We start from the raw sequence: 18,454 nt of genomic DNA on the forward strand, positions 1-18,454 counted from the left end.
CGAGCACCTCCTGAAATGCACCGCAGTGCGAAAGTTGATTGTTGGTGGATGGGCCGGCTCGCGCAAGCCCCTGTCATGAACGCCGAAGCACGGGCTGCGCTCCCGGCGCGGCCGACGAGCGAGGCTTGCGCAGCAACCGCCGCCAGCCGATCACCACGCCGCTGGCGGAGGCCAAGGCGCCGATGATCGACAGCAGCCACATCACGATGTCCCAGGCCGGCCGGTACTGGATGAGCCAGGGAAAGTCGAGGCTGTGCGCCGCGTTGAAGAGCCAGCGGCGCAGGCGCGAATTGCTGTCGTTGCTGCCGACGACCTGCCCGCTCGCGGGATCGATGTAGATCCAGCTGCGCGCGGAGTCGTCGAACTGAAGCCGCCATACGGGCACGATGCGCTCGCGGTGGTGGCCGTACCAATGGAAGTCCTCGCGGGTCTGGAGCGTGGCCTGCGTGACGGCCGATCCGGGCCGCAGGCGCGGGGCGGCGCGCAGGATGTCTTCGCGGCTTATCGACGCAATCGCGCCAGTGGCAGCGTCGATCACGCGAACGTGGGCCTGCGCATCGCGCAGCTGCAGCAGCGGCTTGCCATCGAACCACAACGGCACGGCTTCGCGCGGTGCGGCAGCGCCCTCGCCGGTCTGCAGCGAAGCCGGTGCCCATGGGAACGGCGATGTGCCGGCGCCCGTGTAGCGCGCCATCACCGCCGCATCGACCGGTCCGCGCTGGAACCAGCCATTGGGGTTCATCGACAGCCAGCCGCTGACGATCCACGTCAGCACGAAGAAGCCACCGATCAACCCTGCAATGTGGTGCCACGCCATCCAGCCGGTGTACGGCGTGACCGCGCCGTTGCGGAATCGCCGCCGCAAGCGCACCCGCAGGATGCCGATGACGATGCCCGTCACGGCCGAGACGATGCACGCCCCCGACAGCCACACCACCACGTCGTGCCACAGCGGCGGATCGGCGCGCAGCGGCGTGAAGTAGATCCAGTGCGGCACGGAGCCCAGCCAGTTCCACAAACGCTCCGAGCGCGAGGTGTCGCGCACCACCTCGCCGTTGCGCGAGGACACATACAGCTCGGTGCCGGCCGCGTCGCCGACCTCGATGCGGTGCAGCGGGCGCAGCGGGTCCAGGCCCTGCGGCACGGTCCACTGGTCGCGCTCCAGCGTCTCGGCCCAGTGCGCGCCGGCACGGCCCGAGAAAGCTCGCGCGATGGCCTGGGCCTGCGCGACATCGACCGGGCCGGGCACATGGCCGTCGCGCGCCGAGACGGTGTGCCGGCCGCCGCGCGCATCGACGATGCGCCACACCCGTTAGGGGCTGTCGCCGCCCTGCATCTCCAGCACCATGCGCCGCGGCGGCTGGGGTAGTCGATCGAGCGCGGCAGCGGGCGACACCGCCGCCTGCCCGAAGCGCAGCGGCGCGAGCCCCGCCAGCCGCTCTTCGTCCGTGAGGTTGGGATATCCCACGTACATCATCACCACGCCCGAGACGAACCACATGGCGAACAGCAGGCAGCCGCCGATGCCCAGCCATCGATGCGTCCAGTAGAGCCAGTGCCGAATTCGCGGCCAGGCGCGGCGCCATGCAGAGGTCATGAGGGCACTGCTCAGAAGTTGACCAGCGCCGACAGCTCGAACGAGCGCGGCCGCCCCAGCAGCCACTGGTTGCCGCCGTTCGAGAACGACACCGGATAGCGCCGGTCCGCCAGGTTGTAGGCGCGCAGCGCGAGCTTGAGCGACGGGTTCGCCTGCCAGCTCACGCCTGCGTCGGCCACCGTGTAGGAACCGATCTTGCGCGAGTTGGCCGTGTCGGCCTGGCGCGGGCCGACGTAGCGCACGCCGAACTCGGCTTCCCACTGCGGCATGAAGCGCCAGTTGAGCCACAGGTTGGCTGCCTCCTCGGGCACGCCTGTGGGCGTGTTGCCCGTGCGCGAGACCAGCGACTGGCCGACCAGCTCATTGAAGTCGTCGTAGCGCGCACGCAGCTTGGCGACGTTGGCTTCGAGCCTCAGCGTGGATGTCAATGCCAGGTCGAGCGTGGCCTCGACGCCTTCGGACGACTGCTTGCCGATCTGCTGGGTGATGGTCGGGTCGGTCGCGTCGCGCGAGAGCAGCTTGCTCTTCTCGATGCGATAGGCCGCCACCGTCCAGGCACCGCGGTTGTCGGCCAGCTGGCGCTTGTAGCCGACCTCGACCTGCCTGCCGGTGCTGAGGTCGAAGGCCGCCTGCGAAGTCGAGGTCGTGACCAGCGAGCCCAGCGGATCGGCCGCGCGCGCCACCTGTGCATAGAAAGACTGCGACACATCGGGCGCATAGACCACGCCGAGTCGGCCGGTGGCGTACTCGAAGGTCTTGCCGAAGCTGTTGGCGGCGTTCAACAGGTCGGTGCGCGCGATCTTCGCGTGATCCCAGCGCAGGCTGCCCACCACCGACCACTGCTGGTTGAAGGCCAGCTTGTCCTCGGCGAAGAAGGCGTAGGTGCTGGTCCTGGTCTTGTAGCGCGGCGTGTAGGCCACGGGCGAAGCGTAGTAGCCGGGGTTGAAGACGAAGGGGTCGACCACCGAGCGGCCGCCATAGGGCGAGTCGTTGGTGTGCGTGAAGTCGATGCGGTTCGCATCGAAGCCCACCAGCACCTGGTTGGCCAGGCCGAACAGACCATGCCTGAAGGTGGCGTCGGTGCGGTTGCCGATCTGCTCCTGGTCGTGGCCGATCTCCAGGTAGTCGCCGCGCGTCACGCGCCGCGTGGCGGCGTTGTAGGTGTAGGTTTCGCTGTTGCGCCAGTGGCGCTTGCTCTCCAGCCGGTAGAGCTGGTTGCGCACGGTGACGGCATCGTTGGGCGTCCACTGCGCGTCGAGCCGGGTCCACTTGTCGCGGTACTTGATCTCGGCGTCGTCCACGTTGTAGTTCTGGCGCAGCGTCTGGCTGCCCAGGCGGCCGTCGATCAGCGGCACGCCGTAGTAGCGCTGCGGCGACTGGCTGCCTTCGTCGTGCGACAGCGTGAACTGCAGCTGCGGCGACACGTCGAGCCGCACGGCCGCGCCCACGGCGAGGCTCTCGGCCTCCCCGCGCTGCATGAAACCGTCGGTGGCGCGGTGGCTGATGTCGAAGCGGTACGAGAGCCTGTCGTCGATCGCCCCGCCGCTGCCGAAGGCCACCTGGCGGGTGGCGTCGGAGCCGAGCGTAACGAGCGCCTCGTTGCGGATCGGGCCGCGCGTGGGCTTCCTGGGCACCACGTTGATCGCGCCGCCGATGGCGCCCTCGCCGTACATCACCGAGGCCGCGCCGCGCAGCACCTCGATGCGATCGACCGACCAGGTGTCGAACGGAAAGGTGACGGTGCCCGCGCCCGCATACAGGCGCGTGCCGTCGAACAGCTGCATCACCGAGCCGTGGCCCGAGAAGCCGCGCGCGGCCATGGCGGTGCCGCCGTTGCCGGGGCCGGGCGAGCCGGTGATGCCGGTGGCGCGGGTAGCGGCGTCGATCACCGAGACGTCGCCGCGCGCGCGGATGGTGTCGCCCGTCAGCACCTCGATGCTGGCCGGCGTTTCCAGCGGGGAGAGGCCGAGGCGGCTGCCGGTGTACGAGGGTTCGTCGATGGCCAGCGGCGTGTGCCGCTCGGCCTCGACCTGCACCGGCCTCAAACCATGGCCGCTGCCGGCCGCTTCATCCGGCGATTGCGCGAAGCCGGCGGAAGGCCCGAAGGCCAGCCCCAAGCCCAATGAGAAACCCGAAAGGCGCGCCCAACGCAGCGGCGTACCCATGCAATCGCGCGCCGGCGATGCTTGCTGACCCATTTGATCTCTCCTGCGACCTGCGTCCCCGCAGGCTCCCGACCGATAGAGGACGCAACGGAAGAGGCGAAGGGACTGCGGCGGTCCGCGCGAGCGCGAGGCGGCAGGCCCGGACACGCACTCCCGCAGCGTCCGAAGGCGATTGCGAAGGCCGGTATCCGGGCTCGCGGAGCGCCGCGGTGTGCTGTTGGATGCACACCGCGGCCGAAACCCTCGCCTTCCCACGCCGATGCGCAGTGGCTGCCCATGCCTGCGTGGAAGCAGGCATGGGCGTGAGGGTTTCCAGATCCGCCGACCGTTGCGGGGGCAGCGCAGGAATTGACGCGTCAAGATCGACGCGGCGCACCTGCTTCCCGTTTAACCCCGTGGCCATCACATGGCGTGCGGGGCACCTTCGAACCGTGTTGCCTGGCGCAAGTCAGTTCATAAGAACTGACACACCAGGGCGGGCGGGATTATAGGGAACGGCCTGCGGCAAGCCGCATTGCGCCGAGAACTTCAGGCGGGCTTCCCGTCGGGCCCGAACAGCCGCCGCAGCACGGCCACGCCCGCCACCAGCGCATTCGAGTAGGTGGCGTAGGGATCCTGGGCGGCCTCCAGCGGCATGTAGACGTGGGAGGTTTCGCCCGGCGTGTCGTCGACCGCCTCCATCAGCACCCAATAGAACTCGCCCGCTTCCAGTTCATGGACGGTGAGTGCGACGTTTCTTGATAAGGACATGGAAATGGGCGTGACGGGATGGTCTGTCCTGAATGGGCGGGGAACGCATGCGGTTGACAGTGCTTTCGGGGTTCTCCTACAGAGCCCGACCCGCGCGCGGCCTAATGTTGTAGTCAGGGATCTTCGAAGAACCTCAAAAGAGCCAGGAGGCATCATGAAGCATTTCACTCTTGAACCGAACATGCGGTCGAGCATCGGCGGCGCCTTTTACCCGACCGGCTACTCGATGGTGATGTTTCCAAGCGCAGAAGATGCCAACCGCATCGGTCACCGCCTGATCGAAAAAGGCATGAGTGGGGACGAGGTCTACCTGCTTCCCGCGCAAACGGTGCTGGCCGAGATCACCCCGACCGTGAAGAGCTCCGACGATCCGTTGCCGTCCGCCGGCACCGATGCCGCGACCGTACGCGCCTATACCAAGCTGGCGAACGAAGGCCACACCGGCCTGCTGGTCAGGACCCGCGACAGCGCGACGGCCGAACGCCTGATGGAACTGGTGCGCACGGTGCCCTATTCCATCGCCCAGCGATACCGCACGCTGGTCATCGAAGACCTCTGACGGCACGGGCGTCAAGCCGGCACGGCCATCGACACGGCCCGCTGGACCACGTCGCGCGCCATGGCCTGGGCCAGTTCCTGTTCGCCCAGGAACACGGTGGCGGAAGTCTCCTGCGTGAGCAGCCGGGCCTCCTGCTCGTTGTGGCTGCGAATCACGGTCTGGATGGTGGGGTTGAGCGTGCGGGCCGTCCCCATCATCTGGCGCACGTTCATGGCGTCGGGCGTGGCCACCACCAGCACGCGGGCACGCGCGATGTGCGCCTGGATCAGCACGGCCGGATCGGCCGCGTCGCCCCACACGGCCGGCGTACCGGCCTCGCGCAGCCTCTCGACCAGTTCGCGGTTCTGCTCGGCCACCACATACGGGATGTCGTGCGCGTCGAGTTCGGCCGCGATGCGGCGCCCCACGCGGCCGTAGCCCACGAGCACCACCTGCCGCGAGAGGTATTTCGCCTCGGTGGTCATGGGCAGTTCGGCCAGCGGGTCATCGCGCGATTCGAGTCCGCGCGCGAAGGAGGAATGGGCGTGCAGCCACTTCTGCATCGGCACGATCAGGCTGAACCACAGCGGGTTGGTGGCAATGGAGATCAGCGCGCCCGCCAGCACCAGGCTCTGCCCTTCCACCGGCAGCAGGCCCAGCGATACGCCCAGCCCGGCCAGGATGAACGAGAACTCGCCGATCTGCGCGAGGCTGGCGCTCACCGTGAGCGCGGTGCCCAGCGGGTATCGAAACACCAGCACCAGCGCGCAAGCCGCGAGCGACTTGCCCAGCACGATGACGAGCACCACCGCCAACACCTGCAGCGGCCGCTCGATCAGCACCGAGGGATCGAACAGCATGCCGACCGACACGAAGAACAGCACTGCGAAGGCATCGCGCAGCGGCAACGACTCCTGCGCCGCGCGATGGGCGAACTGCGACTCGCGCATCACCATGCCGGCAAAGAAAGCACCCAGCGCGAAGGACACGCCGAACAGCGCCGCCGAGGCGAAGGCGATGCTCACGGCGGCGGCCACCACGCACAGCGTGAACAGTTCGCGCGAGCCGGTGCGCGCGACCTGCCAGAGGATCCACGGGAACACGCGCCGCCCGACCACCAGCATCAGCGCGACGAAACCGCCGACCTGCAGCAGCGTGAGGCCCAGCGTCTGCCACAGCGGATCGCCCGGCCCGGCCTGCGCGCTCTGGCCGCCCAGCGCGCCCGCCAGCGGCGGCAGCAGCACGAGCACCAGCACCATGGCCAGGTCTTCGACCACGAGCCAGCCGACGGCGATACGGCCGGTGAAGGAATCGAGGATGCCCAGGCTTTCGAGTGCGCGCAGCAGCACGACGGTGCTGGCCACCGACAATGCCAGCCCGAACACCAGCGCCGCGCCGGGGCTCCAGCCCCACCACAGGGCGAGCCCGCCGCCGAGCAACGTGGCCACGGCGATCTGCGCGAGCGCACCGGGCAGCGCGATCTTGCGCACGGCCAGCAGGTCGTCGAGGGAAAAATGAAGGCCGACGCCGAACATCAGCAGCATCACGCCGATTTCGGCAAGCTGCGCGGCAATGCCTGCGTCGGCCACGAAGCCCGGTGTGAACGGGCCGATGATCACGCCGGCCAGCAGGTAGCCGACCAGCGCCGGCAGCCGCAGCCTGGCTGCCAGGAACCCGAGCACGAGCGCCAGCCCCAGGCCGGCGGCTATCGTGTTGATGAGGGAGACGCTGTGGGGCATCGCTGCATTCTGCAGGAACGATGTCTGGCCTTTTATTTCACACGGCCTTCTTTGAGGGGCTCTTTTTCGGACTCTTCTTCGGGGGGCGTGCACAGGCCACCGGGTGCTCCCCTGCGCGAATGTCCCCCGTCGGCGTGAGCACCCCCGAATCACATATGCAAAAAGTTCAGCCTCAACCAGCCATCTTGCTGCTGCGCGCCGCGTCGAGCGCCTCGGGTTCCTGCGCCTCGACCCAGCTCTCGTTGTTGAGTCCAGCCTGCAGCCGTGTCTCGTCGAGCTCATGGGTCCACTTGGCCACCACGATGGTGGCGACGCCGTTGCCGATCAGGTTGGTCAGCGCGCGGGCTTCCGACATGAAGCGGTCGATGCCCAGGATCAGCGCGAGGCCCGCCACCGGCACATGGCCCACGGCCGACAGCGTGGCCGCCAGCACGATGAAGCCGCTGCCCGTGACGCCGGCTGCGCCCTTCGAGGTGAGCAGCAGCACGGCCAGCAGGGTGATCTCCTGCGTGAGCGTCATCGGCGTGTTGGTGGCCTGTGCGATGAACACGGCCGCCATGGTCAGGTAGATCGACGTGCCGTCGAGATTGAACGAGTAGCCGGTGGGAATGACGAGGCCCACGCAGGTCTTGTTGGCGCCCAGGTTCTCCATCTTCTCCATCATGCGCGGCAGCACCGACTCGCTCGACGACGTGCCCAGCACGATCAGCAGCTCTTCCTTGATGTACTTGATGAACTTCCAGATGCTGAAGCCGTGGAAGCGCGCGATGAGCCCCAGCACCACGAAGATGAACAGCAGGCAGGTCAGGTAGAAGGTGCCCATCAGCTTGCCGAGCGAGAACAGGCTGCCCAGGCCGTACTTGCCGATGGTGAATGCCATCGCACCGAAGGCGCCGATGGGCGCGAGCTTCATGATGTAGTTGACGATGCCGAAGAGCACGTGCGAGCCTTTCTCGATCACGTCGAACACCAGCGTGCCGCGACCGCCGAAGCGGTGCAGCGCGAAGCCGAACAGCACCGCGATCAGCAGCACCTGCAGGATCTCGCCCTTGGCGAAGGCGTCGACCACCGTGCTCGGAATGACGTTGAGCAGGAAGTCGACCGTGCCGGTCATCTTGCCAGGGCCGGTGTAGGCCGCGATGCTCTTGGTGTCGAGCGTGGCCGGGTCGATGTTCATGCCGGCGCCGGGTTTGAGCAGGTTCACCAGCACCAGGCCGACCAGCAGCGCGATACTGCTGACGATCTCGAAGTACAGCAGCGCCAGCCCGCCGGTCTTGCCTACCTTCTTCATGTCCTCCATGCCGGCGATGCCCACCACCACCGTGCAGAAGATGATCGGCGCGATGATCATCTTGATCAGCTTGATGAAGCCGTCGCCCAGCGGCTTCATCGCCTCACCCGTCGCCGGGTAGAAGTAGCCGAGCAGCACGCCGATGATCACCGCGGTGATCACCTGCACGTAGAGGGAACGGTAGATCGGGAGCTTTCTGGCGGGTGTGATTGTTGTGCTTTCCATGGCTTGCCTTCCGGAGGGTTTGGAAACTGTAGGACGCATATCGGCCGCTTTCTATCCGTGGAACCCGCATCGATGAAATGAAAAAACCCGCCGAAGCGGGTCTTGTCGATCAGGTACAGGTCCGCATGCTCAGTGCATGTGCAGGCCGCCGTTGACCGAGAAGTCGGCCCCCGTGCTGTAGCCGCCCTCGTCGGTGGCGAGCCACGCGATGATGGAGGCGATTTCGCTCGGTTCGCCCAGGCGCTTGACCGGGATGGTGGCGACGATCTTGTCGAGCACTTCCTGTCGGATGGCCTTGACCATGTCGGTGCCGATGTAGCCCGGGCTCACGGTGTTGACCGTCACGCCCTTGCTGGCCAGCTCCTGCGCCAGCGCCATGGTGAAGCCGTGCATGCCGGCCTTGGCCGCCGAGTAGTTGGTCTGGCCCGCCTGGCCCTTGGCGCCGTTGACCGAGCTGATGTTGATGATGCGGCCCCAGCCCTTCTCGACCATGTCGCCCACCACCTGCTTGGTGACGTTGAACATGCTGTTGAGGTTGGTCTCGATCACCGCGCTCCAGTCCTCGGGCGTCATCTTCAGGAACATGCGGTCCCGCGTGATGCCGGCGTTGTTGACCAGCACGTCGATCGGGCCGTGCGCGGCCTTGGCGGCGGAGAAGGCCTCGACGGTGGATTGCCAGTCGCCGACATTGCCGACCGACGCATGGAACTCGAAGCCTTCGGCCTTCTGTTCGGCCAGCCACTTGGCGTGGTCGCGCGTGGGGCCGCATCCGGCGACCACGGTGAACCCGTCCTTGTGCAGACGCTGGCAGATGGCAGTTCCGATGCCACCCATGCCCCCGGTGACATATGCAACTTTCTTGCTCATGAGATTTCCTTTATGTACATAGCAAAAGCCTGAACGGCCGCCTTCACTCTAGCGAGTTTCAAGCCGTGGTCCTCTGAGGAAAACACTGAGCCGAGCTTGCAACCAGCTGTCACGAAGCGACCTTCGTGCCCGGGCTCTATCCTCGCATCTGTACGCTCTCGCGCAAGCGTCATCGCCAACCTTATTACCAAGGAGTCGAAAGTATGAATTTCGGGATCATCGTCTTCCCCGAGGTCGAGGAACTCGACTTTGTCGGCCCCTGGGAAATGCTCACCATGTGGAGCAAGCTGGCCGGCGGTCCCGAGCATTGCCTGATCGTGGCCGAAAAGCGCGAACCGGTGGTCTGCGCCAAGGGGCTGTCCATCAACCCGCACGTGTCCTTCGCTGACTGCCCGCCGCTCGATCATCTGCTGGTGCCCGGCGGCATGGGCACGCGACGCGAGGTCGACAATCCCGCAATGACCCGTTTCCTCGCCGACCAGGCGCCGGGATGCCAAACGCTGATGTCGGTATGCACCGGCGCCTTCGTGCTGCACGCGGCCGGGCTGCTCTCGGGCAAGACCGCTACCACGCACTGGGGATCGCTGGACCGCCTGCGCGCACTGGGCGACGTGAAGGTGATCGAGCAGCGCTTCGTGCAGGACGGCAACGTCTGGACATCGGCGGGGGTATCGGCCGGTACCGATCTGATGCTGGCCTTCATCGCCCACACCGCCGGCGATGAAGCCGCCGCCCGGGTGCAGCTGCAGGCCGAGTATTACCCGGCGGATACGGTATACGGCAGTACCGCGAGCCACGAGCGCGCGCCGGCCTACGTGACGCGTCCGGGCACGCCCTTCAAGACGCCATGAGCGCCGTTCCCCCGCCCGAACTTCTGTCCGTCCTGGCCGCGCGCGTCGGCGAAACGCTGCGCGCGCGGGGCCAGACGGTGTCGGTCGTCGAGTCTTCGGCCGGCGGCCTCGTGTCTGCCGCTCTGCTCGCCATTCCCGGTGCATCGGCCTACTTCCGCGGCGGCGCGGTCGTCTATTAGCGGCGCGCCGGCCGCGCGCTGCTGGGCCTGACCGCGGAAGACATGGCCGGCATGCGCGGGGAAACCGAGCCCTACGCCCGGCTCGTGGCAGGCCGGGTGCGCGACACCCATCACACGACTTGGGGCATCGCCGAAAGCGGTGCGGCCGGCCCGTCGGGCAGTCCGTATGGCGATGCGCCGGGACACGTGTGCGTCGCCGTGGTCGGTGGGGTCACGGTGAGCCGGACTATCGAGACCGGCGACACGGACCGTCCGAGGAACATGGAGGTGTTCGCGCGCCACCTGCTCGCGCTGTTCGACGAGACGCTGCGGGCGCAGCCGCAGACACCGCCCGCCTGAGAGATTCAATCCGCCTGCACGCCCGCTGCGCGGATCACCTTGCCCCATTTCTCGATCTCCGCCGCGAGGTGCGTGCGCAGGCCTTCCGGCGTCTGCTTGTCGAGCGGCACGATCTCCGAGCTGAGTTCGGCCAGCCGGTGCTTGACCATGTCGTCCTGCAGCGCGGCGCGCAGGGCGACGTTGAGCTTCTCGAGCACTGCGGGCGGCGTGCCCTTGGGCGCGTAGATGCCGTGCCACACCTTCACGTCGAAGCCCTTGAGCCCCTGTTCGTCGAGCGTGGGAATGGTCGGCATGCTCGACAGCCGCCTTGGCGTGGTCACGCCGAACACCTTCACGCGATTGCCGTCCTTGATGACCGGCGCGGTCTGCGTGGTCTGGTCGCACAGCAGGTCGACCTGCCCGCCCATGAGGTCGTTGAGCGCCGGGCCCGCGCCCTTGTAGGGCACGGTGGTCAGCTGAACGCCGATCTGGTTCATGAACAGCAGGCCGCACAGCTGCGACACCGCGCCCACGCCCGCATTGGCCAGCGTCACCTTGTCCTTGTGGGCCTTCACGTAAGCCAGCAGCTCCTGGTAGTTGTTGGCGGGGAAGTCCTTGCGCGACAGCAGCGTCATCGGCACGTCCATCACCTGGCCGATGTATTCGAAATCTTTCAACGGGTCGTAGTTGAGCTTCTTGTAGAGCGCGGGCGCGGTGGCCATGCCCATGTGATGGATCAGGATGGTGTAGCCGTTGGGCGCCGCCTTGGCCACCCGCGTGGGCGCGATGGTGCCGCCCGCGCCCACCGTGTTCTCGACGATCACGGTCTGGCCCAGCGACTTGCCCATGGGAATGGCCAGCATGCGCGCCACCACGTCCGTCGGGCCGCCGGCGGAGTACGGCACGACCAGGGTGACGGGCTTGTCGGGCCACGCAGCCTGTGCGGCCGCCGGTGATTGAAAGGCAAGCAGGCAGGCGCTCGCCGCGGCCGCGAGCAGGGCCTTGGATTTCCAGGTCTTCGTTGCTGTCACTTCGTTGTCTCCTTCTGGGGGTTATTTATTTACGGATGTTCGAGCGCGAGCAGGCGTTCGGCCAGGCGCACCACGGGCGCGTCGACCATGCGGCTGTCCAGGCTGACGACTCCGCCGCCGGCTGCGCGCACGGCATCGATCACGCGGCGGGCCCATGCCACTTCGTCGGCGCTCGGGCCGAGCGCGGCGTGCACCGGCGCGACCTGATCGGGGTGGATGCACAGCTTGGCGCCGAAGCCGCCGCGCCGGGCGCGTGCGGTGTCGGCCGCAAGCCTTGGCGCATCGCGCCAGTCGGGCGTCACGCCGTCGATGGGCGCGGGCAGGCCGGCGCGGCGCGAGGCCAGCAGCAGCGCGAGGCGCACCGGCACGAGTTCGGCTTCGTCCGCATCGCAGGCCAGGCCGAGGTCGGCCTGGAAATCCAGGTTGCCGAACGCCAGGCGCAGCACCTGCGGGCCAGCCGCGAGCTCATCGACCGCCGACAGGCCTTCGGCCGACTCGATCAACGGCACCAGCACGCCCTTCGGGCCGATGGCTTCCGCAATCCTGGACAGATGAGCCGCGCGCTCCGCCTTGGGCAGCACGACGCCGGCAATCAAGCCTTGCGCCGCCAGTGCGCCGACCTGCGCGCAATCGTCTTCATGCCACGGCGTGCCGGCGGCATTGATGCGCACCAGCAGGCGTTGCCGGTCGATCTCGGGCAGCTTGGCGAACGAGGCGGCGAGCGCCTCGCGCGCCGCCACCTTGCGCTCGGGCGCCACCGCGTCTTCGAGATCGACGATCACGCCGCCCGCACCGGTCGCCAGTGCCCGCGCATGGCGCTCGGGCCGGTCGGCCGGCACGAAGAGAAAGGCGCGCGCGAGAGCAAGCGGAGCCAATGGCACGCTCACACCGCCCCTGCCTCGCGCAGCGCCGCGATGTCCGCCTCGCTGCGGCCGAGGCTGCGCAGGATGGCGTCGGAGTGCTCGCCCACCGCCGGGATCGGGTCCATGCGGTAGTCGAACGCGCTCTGCCGGCCGGCCGGCAGCAGGGCCGGGATGTTTCCGGCCGGAGACCCCACCTGCCGCCAGCGCTCGCGTGCCTGCAACTGCGGATGGGCCCACAGCCCGGCCATGTCGTTCATGCGGGCGTTGGCGATCTGCGCCGCGTCGAGCCGTTCCAGCACCTGCGCGGTGCTCAGCGCGCCGAAGGTCTCGACGATGATTGAGCGCAGAGCCTCGCGGTTGTCGTTGCGCCGCGCATTGCTGTCGAAGCGCGCATCGGCCGCGAGCCCGGTCTGCAGCAGCACCTTCTCGCAGAAGGTGCGCCATTCGCGTTCATTCTGCAGGCCCAGCATCACCGTGCCGCCATCGCCGGCGGGGAACGGGCCATAGGGATAGATGGTCGCGTGCGAAGCGGCGCTGCGTGGCGGCGGCGCCGCGCCTTCGTACGCGTAGTACATCGGATAACCCATCCACTCGGCGAGCGATTCGAGCATCGACACGTCGATGTGCGAGCCCTTGCCGGTCTTGCCGCGCTGCAGCAGCGCCGCGAGGATGCCGGTGTACGCATACATGCCCGCTGCGATGTCGGCGATGGAGTTGCCCGACTTGCACGGATCGTTGGGCGTGCCCGTGACCGACAGGAAGCCGGCTTCGCTCTGGATCAGCAGGTCGTAGGCCTTCTTGTCGCGGTACGGGCCGTCTTCGCCGTAGCCCGAGATGTCGCAGACGATGAGCCGCGGATGCTTCGCCTGCAGCGCCTCGGCGCCGAGCCCCATGCGCGCCGAGGCCCCGGGTGCGAGGTTCTGCACCAGCACGTCGGCGCCGGCCAGCAGCTCCTGCAGGACCGCGAGCGCGGCGGGCTGCTTGAGGTCGAGCGTGAGGCTTTCCTTTGAGCGATTCACCCACACGAAGTGCGAGGCCTCGCCGGCCACGCGGGCGTCGTAGGCCCGCGCGAAGTCGCCTACCTCGGGGCGCTCCACCTTGATGACTCGGGCGCCGAGGTCGGCCAGCTGGCGGGTGCAGAACGGTGCGGCAATCGCGTGTTCGAGCGAGATGACGGTGATGCCGTCCAGGGGTCTTGTCATGTGTTCCTTCTCCTGTCAGGCGAGTACGGCCGTGGCCTGCATCGTGAGCCAGCCGTCGGCGTCCTCGCCCCAGAGGCTGAATGTCTTTCCATCGGCGTCCGGCTTGCCGTGCACGCGGAACGGCGCGATGTCGAAGGTCGGGCGCACGGCGCGAAATTCGAAGCGCGCGAGCAGCGCGCCCGGCACGTTGCGGCGAAGCAGGTCGACCAGCAGCGTCGCGATCAGCGGGCCATGCACGATCAGGCCCGGGTAGCCCTCGACCTGCGTCACGTAGCGGCGGTCGTAGTGGATGCGGTGGCCGTTGAAGGTCAGCGCGGAGTAGCGGAACAGCAGCACGTCGTCGGGCGCGATGTCGCGGCTGAAGGCAGCGTCTTTCGGCGCGGGCGTGGGCGGCGGGGCCTTCTCGCCAGGCGCGGCGGCGGCGCGGTAGACGATGTCGTGCTCCTCGGTCAGCGCGAGGCCGCGCTCGTTGCGCACCTCATGGCGCACGAGCACGAATACCAGTTCGCCGGTGCGGCCCGCCTTGTGCGTGACCGAGGCGATGGTCGAGGTGCGCTCCACCTTGTCGCCGACCCGCAGCGGATTGCCCGCCTCCCAGTTGAGCCGCCCGCCGGCCCACATGCGGCGCGGCAGCGGCACGGGCGGCAGGAAGCCGCCGCGTTTCGCATGGCCGTCGTCGCCGATCTCGGACTGGCGATGGTGCGGCAGGAAGTAGAGCCAGTGCCACAGCTCGGGCAGGCGCGTGCCGGCCTGCGGCAGCGGATCGTCGCGATCGAGCGTCGCGGAGAGCGCGCGCACGGGTGCGGCGGTAATGTCGTCGGCCAGCGTTTCGCTGCGGCCCTGCCAGGCCTGCAGCCTGGCCAGCGCATCGCTGTCGATCATGGAAGGCGCCGTGCGGTTGTCGTTGCTCATGGGGCTTCCTTCAGTCGACCGCAGCGCCTGAGGCCTTGACGATGCGCGCCCACTTTGCGAGATCGCCCTGCAGCAGCGCCGCGAACTGCTCGGGAGAAGTCGGCGCCGCGATCTCGACGCCCTGCTGTTCGAGCTTGTCGCGCAGGTCTTTCGAGGCGAGCGCCTTGCGCGTGGCGTCCTGCAGCGCCGCCAGCACGTCGGCCGGCACGCCTGCGGGTGCGAACAGGCCGATCCACAATGTGCCGTTGTAGCCTGGCACCGCCTCGGCGATGGTCGGCACGTCGGGCAGCACGGCCGAGCGCTTGTCGCCGCTCACGGCCAGCGCGCGCAGCTTGCCGGCCTTGATGTGCGAGAGCGCAGAAGGCAGGCTCGCGAACACGATCGGCAGTTGCCCGCCCAGCACGTCGTTGAGCGCGGGCGCCACGCCTTTGTACGGCACGTGCTGCAGCGAGATGCCGGCCATGCTGTTGAGCATTTCGCCGAGCAGGTGGTTGAGCGTGCCGTTGCCGGCCGAGGCGTACTGGTAGTTGGCACCCTTCTGCCGTGCGAGCTTCAGGAACTCCGCGAAGTCCTTCGCCGGGAAGGTGGGGTTGACCAGCAGCACGTTGGGCACCGCGCCGATCAGGCCGACGGGCTTGAAGTCCTTTACCGGGTCGAAGCCCGGGTTCCTGTACAGCGCCGGGTTGATCGCCTGGCTGCTGCTGATGGTCATGAGCAGCGTGTAGCCGTCCTTCGGCCCCTTGGCGACGAGCTGCGTACCGATGTTGCCGCCCGCACCGGGACGGTTGTCGACCACCACGCTGGCGCTGTTCATCACCTCGCCGAGCTTCTGGCCCACGAGGCGCCCGACGATGTCGTTGGTGCCTCCGGCGGCCTGCGGCACGACCAATGTGATGGGGCGCGAGGGATACGGCTGGGCGCTCGCCGCGCCCGTCGGGATCAGAAGCGCTGCCGCAGCCAGCGACAGCAGCGCACGTAGGCGGAATCTCATGTGTGGTGTCTCCATGGCCGCATGGTCGTTCGCCCTCCTCCTGCGCGCAATCTGCGATTTCGGAACCCAGCCTTCTGCATTTCCGAAGGCTCGGCGCATAACATCGCCTCATGCTTTTCGATCTCACCGACCTGCGGCTGTTCGTGGCCACGGCCGAACTCGGCAACCTCACTCGGGCCGCCGAACGCCAGCACCTGTCGCTGGCCGCCGCGAGTGCGCGCATCAAGGCGCTGGAAACACAGGCGGGCCTTCAGCTGTTGCAGCGAGAAGCCCGCGGCGTGCGGCTGCTGCCGCCGGGCGAAGCCTTCCTGCACCATGCGCGCCTCGTGCTGCACCAGACCGAGCAGCTGCGCGCCGACCTGCTCGAATACGGCGGCGGGCTGCGCGGCCACCTGCGCGTGTTCGCCAACACCACGGCGGTGACCGATTTCCTGCCCGAAATCCTGCCCGGCTTCCTCGCGCACAACCCGCGCATCAACGTCGACCTTCAGGAAAAACCGAATGCTCAGATCCCGCGCGGCGTGCTCGACGGCCGCGCCGACATCGGCATCGTCGCAGGCCGCGTCGACACGTTAGGCCTGGAGGCGATCCACTTCAGCACCGACCGGCTGGTGCTCGTCACATCGCGCAAGCACCGCTTCGCGAAGCGCCGCAGGATCGCCTTCGCCGAGACGCTCGACGAGGATGCCATCGGCATGCAGCAGGGCAGCACGCTGCAGACCTTCCTGGCGCAGATCACAGACAACCTCGGCAAGCGGCAGAAGCTGCGCATCCAGCTCGGCAGCTTCGACGCGATGTGCCGGATGATCGGCAGCGGCGTGGGCATTGGCGTGGTGCCAGAGTCGGCGGCGCGGCGCAACCAGGAGAGCATGCAGCTCGCGCTGATCGATCTCAGCGATGCGTGGTGCGTGCGCGAGCGGTATCTGCTGGTGCGGAACCGGGCGGCGCTGCCGGTCTATGCGCAGGCGCTGGTCGAAACCTTGTGCCGGCACTACGCCGAACAACAGGCCGAAGAAAACTGAGCGCGGCACCCCCGAAAAACAGAGGACTTGCAGGCGATTGCCGAACAAGCCGATCCCGTCCCCATTTTCCGTGGACAACTTTGGGGGTAACTCACGAGGAGCCTTGTAAAACAGATTTAAGTCATTGTTTTACAAGGGTAATCCTTAGTTTGCTCAAAATTTGGGCGGTGAACAACCTGAGCGGGCAAAACGGTCCCGATGGGCCTGAAAACGGCGATGAAGAGAACTTTCCTCCAATTTCTGGAGGGCAGAAAGCCCCATCGGATCAGTGACTTACGCCCGAATCAAGAAAACCTGATGTCGTCCCCATTTTCAGTGCACAACTTTGGGGATAACTCATGAGGAGCCTTGTAAAAGGCTCATAAGCTGTTGTTTTACAAAGAAATTAATCACTTTGCCCAAAAAATGGGCGGTGAACAAAGTGCTTCGCCGGGCCTGCCGCTCAGTACGGCGGTGCCTTGCGCCCACGTTGCGCACGCGCCGCTTCGGTCCACCACGCCAAGTCGTCCGCAAAGCGGTCGAACGAGCGCTCGAGCGATTCACCCGCCGGCCCGGTCGGTTTGCCGGCCGCGTCCAACGTCTGCGAGATCGGGCCAACCGCGAGCGTGCTCGACACGACGACCATGCCCATCTCCGACAGGATCGAATGCCACACCGTGCCCGAGCGCACGCCCGAGAAGCGCCCCGCCGAATAGCTCGCGATGGCCGCGGGCCGCCAGAACCACTCTTCGAGAAAATGGTCGGTCAGGTTCTTCAGGCCCGGCTGCGGACCCCAGTTGTATTCGCCGGTAACGAAGACGAAGGCATCGGCCGTGCGGATCTTTTCGGCCAGCGCTTCCATCGCCGCCGGCGCGGTGCCCCTGGGATATTCCTTGTACATGCGGTCGAGCATGGGCAGGTCGACCACCTTCGCGTCCACCAACTCCACATCGTCGCCCCGCGCGCGAAGGCCGGAGACGACATAGTCCGCCAGGCGCACGCCCATGCGATCGGAACGGTACGAACCGTAGAAGACCAGGATCCTGTCGCTCATCGCTGTTCCGTTTCGAGCTTGTCCTGGGTGCGGGTCCCGAAGTCGCCTGCATCGTGGCGCTCGTGCAGCTGGCTCGAAGGCTGGCCCCAGGCGCGATTGACCATGCGGCCGCGCTGCACCGCCGGGCGCTGCGCGATCTCGTCGGTCCAGCGCAGCACGTTCCTGTACTCGCCCACCTGGAGGAACTCGCCCGCCTCGTACAGCTGCCCCTTGGCGAGCGTGCCGTACCAGGGCCAGACGGCCATGTCGGCAATGGTGTACTCGCTGCCCGCCAGGTAGCGGCTCTCGGCCAGCCGGCGGTCGAGCACGTCGAGCTGGCGTTTGGTCTCCATGGCGAAGCGATCGATCGCGTATTCGATCTTCGTTGGCGCATAGGCATAGAAGTGCCCGAAGCCGCCGCCCAGGTAGGGCGCGCTGCCCATCTGCCAGAACAACCACGACAGGCATTCGGCGCGGGCTGCCCGCTCGGTCGGCAGAAAGGCATTGCCGAACTTCTCGGCCAGGTACTGCAGGATCGCGCCGGACTCGAACACGCGGATGGGCGTAGCGCCGCTGCGGTCCATCAGCGCGGGGATCTTGGAATTCGGGTTCACCGCCACGAAGCCGCTGCCGAACTGGTCGCCGTCGCTGATGCGGATCAGCCAGGCGTCGTACTCGGCGCCGGTGTGGCCGAGCGCCAGCAGTTCTTCGAGCATCACCGTCACTTTCACGCCATTGGGCGTTGCCAGCGAATAGAGTTGCAGCGGATGTCGCCCCACCGGCAGGTCCTTCTCGTGCGTGGCGCCCGCGATCGGGCGATTGATGTTCGCGAAGCGGCCGCCGCTTTCCTTGTCCCAGGACCAGACGGTGGGCGGCGTATAGGCTGTCGTGCCATTCATGC

Annotated in this window: 17 protein-coding genes, 1 pseudogene and 1 riboswitch; of the genes and pseudogenes, 4 read left to right on the top strand and 14 right to left on the bottom strand. The window is 67.3% G+C overall.

Going from position 1 to position 18,454, the window contains the following annotated elements:
- Positions 1-73: 73 nt before the first annotated feature.
- The 4 genes from ACEN9N_RS12545 to ACEN9N_RS12560 all read right to left on the bottom strand — a co-directional run bounded on the left by ACEN9N_RS12545 (position 74) and on the right by ACEN9N_RS12560 (position 4,512).
- Complete coding sequence (locus tag ACEN9N_RS12545) at positions 74-1,309, bottom strand: PepSY domain-containing protein (protein WP_495656176.1); 1,236 nt, start codon at positions 1,307-1,309, stop codon at positions 74-76.
- A gap of 3 nt (positions 1,310-1,312) precedes the next feature.
- On the bottom strand, positions 1,313-1,597 hold the full coding sequence (locus ACEN9N_RS12550; protein WP_495656177.1) for a hypothetical protein: 285 nt from the start codon (positions 1,595-1,597) through the stop codon (positions 1,313-1,315).
- A gap of 11 nt (positions 1,598-1,608) precedes the next feature.
- Complete coding sequence (locus tag ACEN9N_RS12555) at positions 1,609-3,795, bottom strand: TonB-dependent receptor (RefSeq protein ID WP_495656178.1); 2,187 nt, start codon at positions 3,793-3,795, stop codon at positions 1,609-1,611.
- 129 nt (positions 3,796-3,924) lie between these two features.
- Positions 3,925-4,202, bottom strand: a riboswitch (cobalamin riboswitch).
- 88 nt (positions 4,203-4,290) lie between these two features.
- Positions 4,291-4,512 (bottom strand): hypothetical protein, encoded by a 222-nt coding sequence (locus tag ACEN9N_RS12560; protein ID WP_007839105.1) that lies wholly within the window; start codon positions 4,510-4,512, stop codon positions 4,291-4,293.
- A gap of 154 nt (positions 4,513-4,666) precedes the next feature.
- Here ACEN9N_RS12560 and ACEN9N_RS12565 point away from each other — a divergent pair, with 154 nt between their 5' ends.
- Positions 4,667-5,071, top strand: coding sequence for a hypothetical protein (locus ACEN9N_RS12565; protein WP_413312784.1), 405 nt, complete (start codon positions 4,667-4,669; stop codon positions 5,069-5,071).
- An 11-nt stretch (positions 5,072-5,082) separates the two neighbouring features.
- Here the strand turns inward: ACEN9N_RS12565 and ACEN9N_RS12570 are convergent, their stop codons facing one another.
- The 3 genes from ACEN9N_RS12570 to phbB all read right to left on the bottom strand — a co-directional run bounded on the left by ACEN9N_RS12570 (position 5,083) and on the right by phbB (position 9,172).
- Complete coding sequence (locus tag ACEN9N_RS12570; RefSeq protein ID WP_495656179.1) at positions 5,083-6,789, bottom strand: cation:proton antiporter domain-containing protein; 1,707 nt, start codon at positions 6,787-6,789, stop codon at positions 5,083-5,085.
- Positions 6,790-6,961: 172 nt separating this feature from the next.
- Complete coding sequence (locus tag ACEN9N_RS12575) at positions 6,962-8,305, bottom strand: dicarboxylate/amino acid:cation symporter (protein WP_413312781.1); 1,344 nt, start codon at positions 8,303-8,305, stop codon at positions 6,962-6,964.
- Positions 8,306-8,434: 129 nt separating this feature from the next.
- A complete protein-coding gene (gene phbB, locus ACEN9N_RS12580) occupies positions 8,435-9,172 on the bottom strand; it encodes an acetoacetyl-CoA reductase (RefSeq protein ID WP_007833119.1) in 738 nt (245 codons plus the stop codon).
- A gap of 203 nt (positions 9,173-9,375) precedes the next feature.
- Here phbB and ACEN9N_RS12585 point away from each other — a divergent pair, with 203 nt between their 5' ends.
- Together ACEN9N_RS12585 and ACEN9N_RS12590 are read left to right on the top strand one after the other, a co-directional pair.
- Entirely contained in the window at positions 9,376-10,023 is a 648-nt protein-coding gene (locus ACEN9N_RS12585) for a DJ-1/PfpI family protein (RefSeq protein WP_495656180.1), read from the top strand.
- A pseudogene (locus tag ACEN9N_RS12590) lies at positions 10,020-10,541 on the top strand (CinA family protein). Before ACEN9N_RS12585 ends, ACEN9N_RS12590 begins: the two are co-directional and overlap by 4 nt.
- Positions 10,542-10,546: 5 nt before the next feature.
- Here the strand turns inward: ACEN9N_RS12590 and ACEN9N_RS12595 are convergent.
- From ACEN9N_RS12595 to ACEN9N_RS12615, 5 genes are read right to left on the bottom strand one after another with little or no spacing between them, the layout of a single operon-like run.
- Positions 10,547-11,551: a tripartite tricarboxylate transporter substrate-binding protein gene (locus ACEN9N_RS12595; RefSeq protein WP_413335364.1), complete on the bottom strand. Its 1,005-nt coding sequence runs from the start codon at positions 11,549-11,551 to the stop codon at positions 10,547-10,549.
- Between the two features lie 29 nt (positions 11,552-11,580).
- Complete coding sequence (locus ACEN9N_RS12600) at positions 11,581-12,432, bottom strand: HpcH/HpaI aldolase/citrate lyase family protein (RefSeq protein ID WP_495656181.1); 852 nt, start codon at positions 12,430-12,432, stop codon at positions 11,581-11,583.
- Between the two features lie 2 nt (positions 12,433-12,434).
- Entirely contained in the window at positions 12,435-13,616 is a 1,182-nt protein-coding gene (locus tag ACEN9N_RS12605) for a CaiB/BaiF CoA transferase family protein (RefSeq protein ID WP_413312776.1), read from the bottom strand.
- Positions 13,617-13,631: 15 nt separating this feature from the next.
- Entirely contained in the window at positions 13,632-14,528 is an 897-nt protein-coding gene (locus ACEN9N_RS12610) for an HTD2 family dehydratase (RefSeq protein WP_495656182.1), read from the bottom strand.
- 10 nt (positions 14,529-14,538) lie between these two features.
- Entirely contained in the window at positions 14,539-15,519 is a 981-nt protein-coding gene (locus ACEN9N_RS12615) for a tripartite tricarboxylate transporter substrate binding protein (RefSeq protein WP_495656183.1), read from the bottom strand.
- Between the two features lie 110 nt (positions 15,520-15,629).
- On the opposite strand from ACEN9N_RS12615, the gene ACEN9N_RS12620 reads away from it, so the two are divergent.
- On the top strand, positions 15,630-16,541 hold the full coding sequence (locus ACEN9N_RS12620) for a LysR family transcriptional regulator (protein ID WP_056599545.1): 912 nt from the start codon (positions 15,630-15,632) through the stop codon (positions 16,539-16,541).
- Between the two features lie 442 nt (positions 16,542-16,983).
- Here the strand turns inward: ACEN9N_RS12620 and ACEN9N_RS12625 are convergent, their stop codons facing one another.
- Positions 16,984-17,574, bottom strand: a complete 591-nt coding sequence (locus ACEN9N_RS12625; protein ID WP_413312770.1) for an NADPH-dependent FMN reductase — start codon at positions 17,572-17,574, stop codon at positions 16,984-16,986.
- Positions 17,571-18,452 carry a glutathione-dependent disulfide-bond oxidoreductase gene (gene yghU / locus ACEN9N_RS12630; RefSeq protein WP_413312768.1) on the bottom strand — a complete coding sequence of 294 codons (882 nt, stop codon included), beginning with the start codon at positions 18,450-18,452 and terminating at the stop codon, positions 17,571-17,573. Before yghU ends, ACEN9N_RS12625 begins: the two co-directional genes overlap by 4 nt.
- Between the last annotated feature and the right edge of the window lie 2 nt (positions 18,453-18,454).

It is taken from the genome of Variovorax sp. Varisp46 (assembly GCF_059491885.1).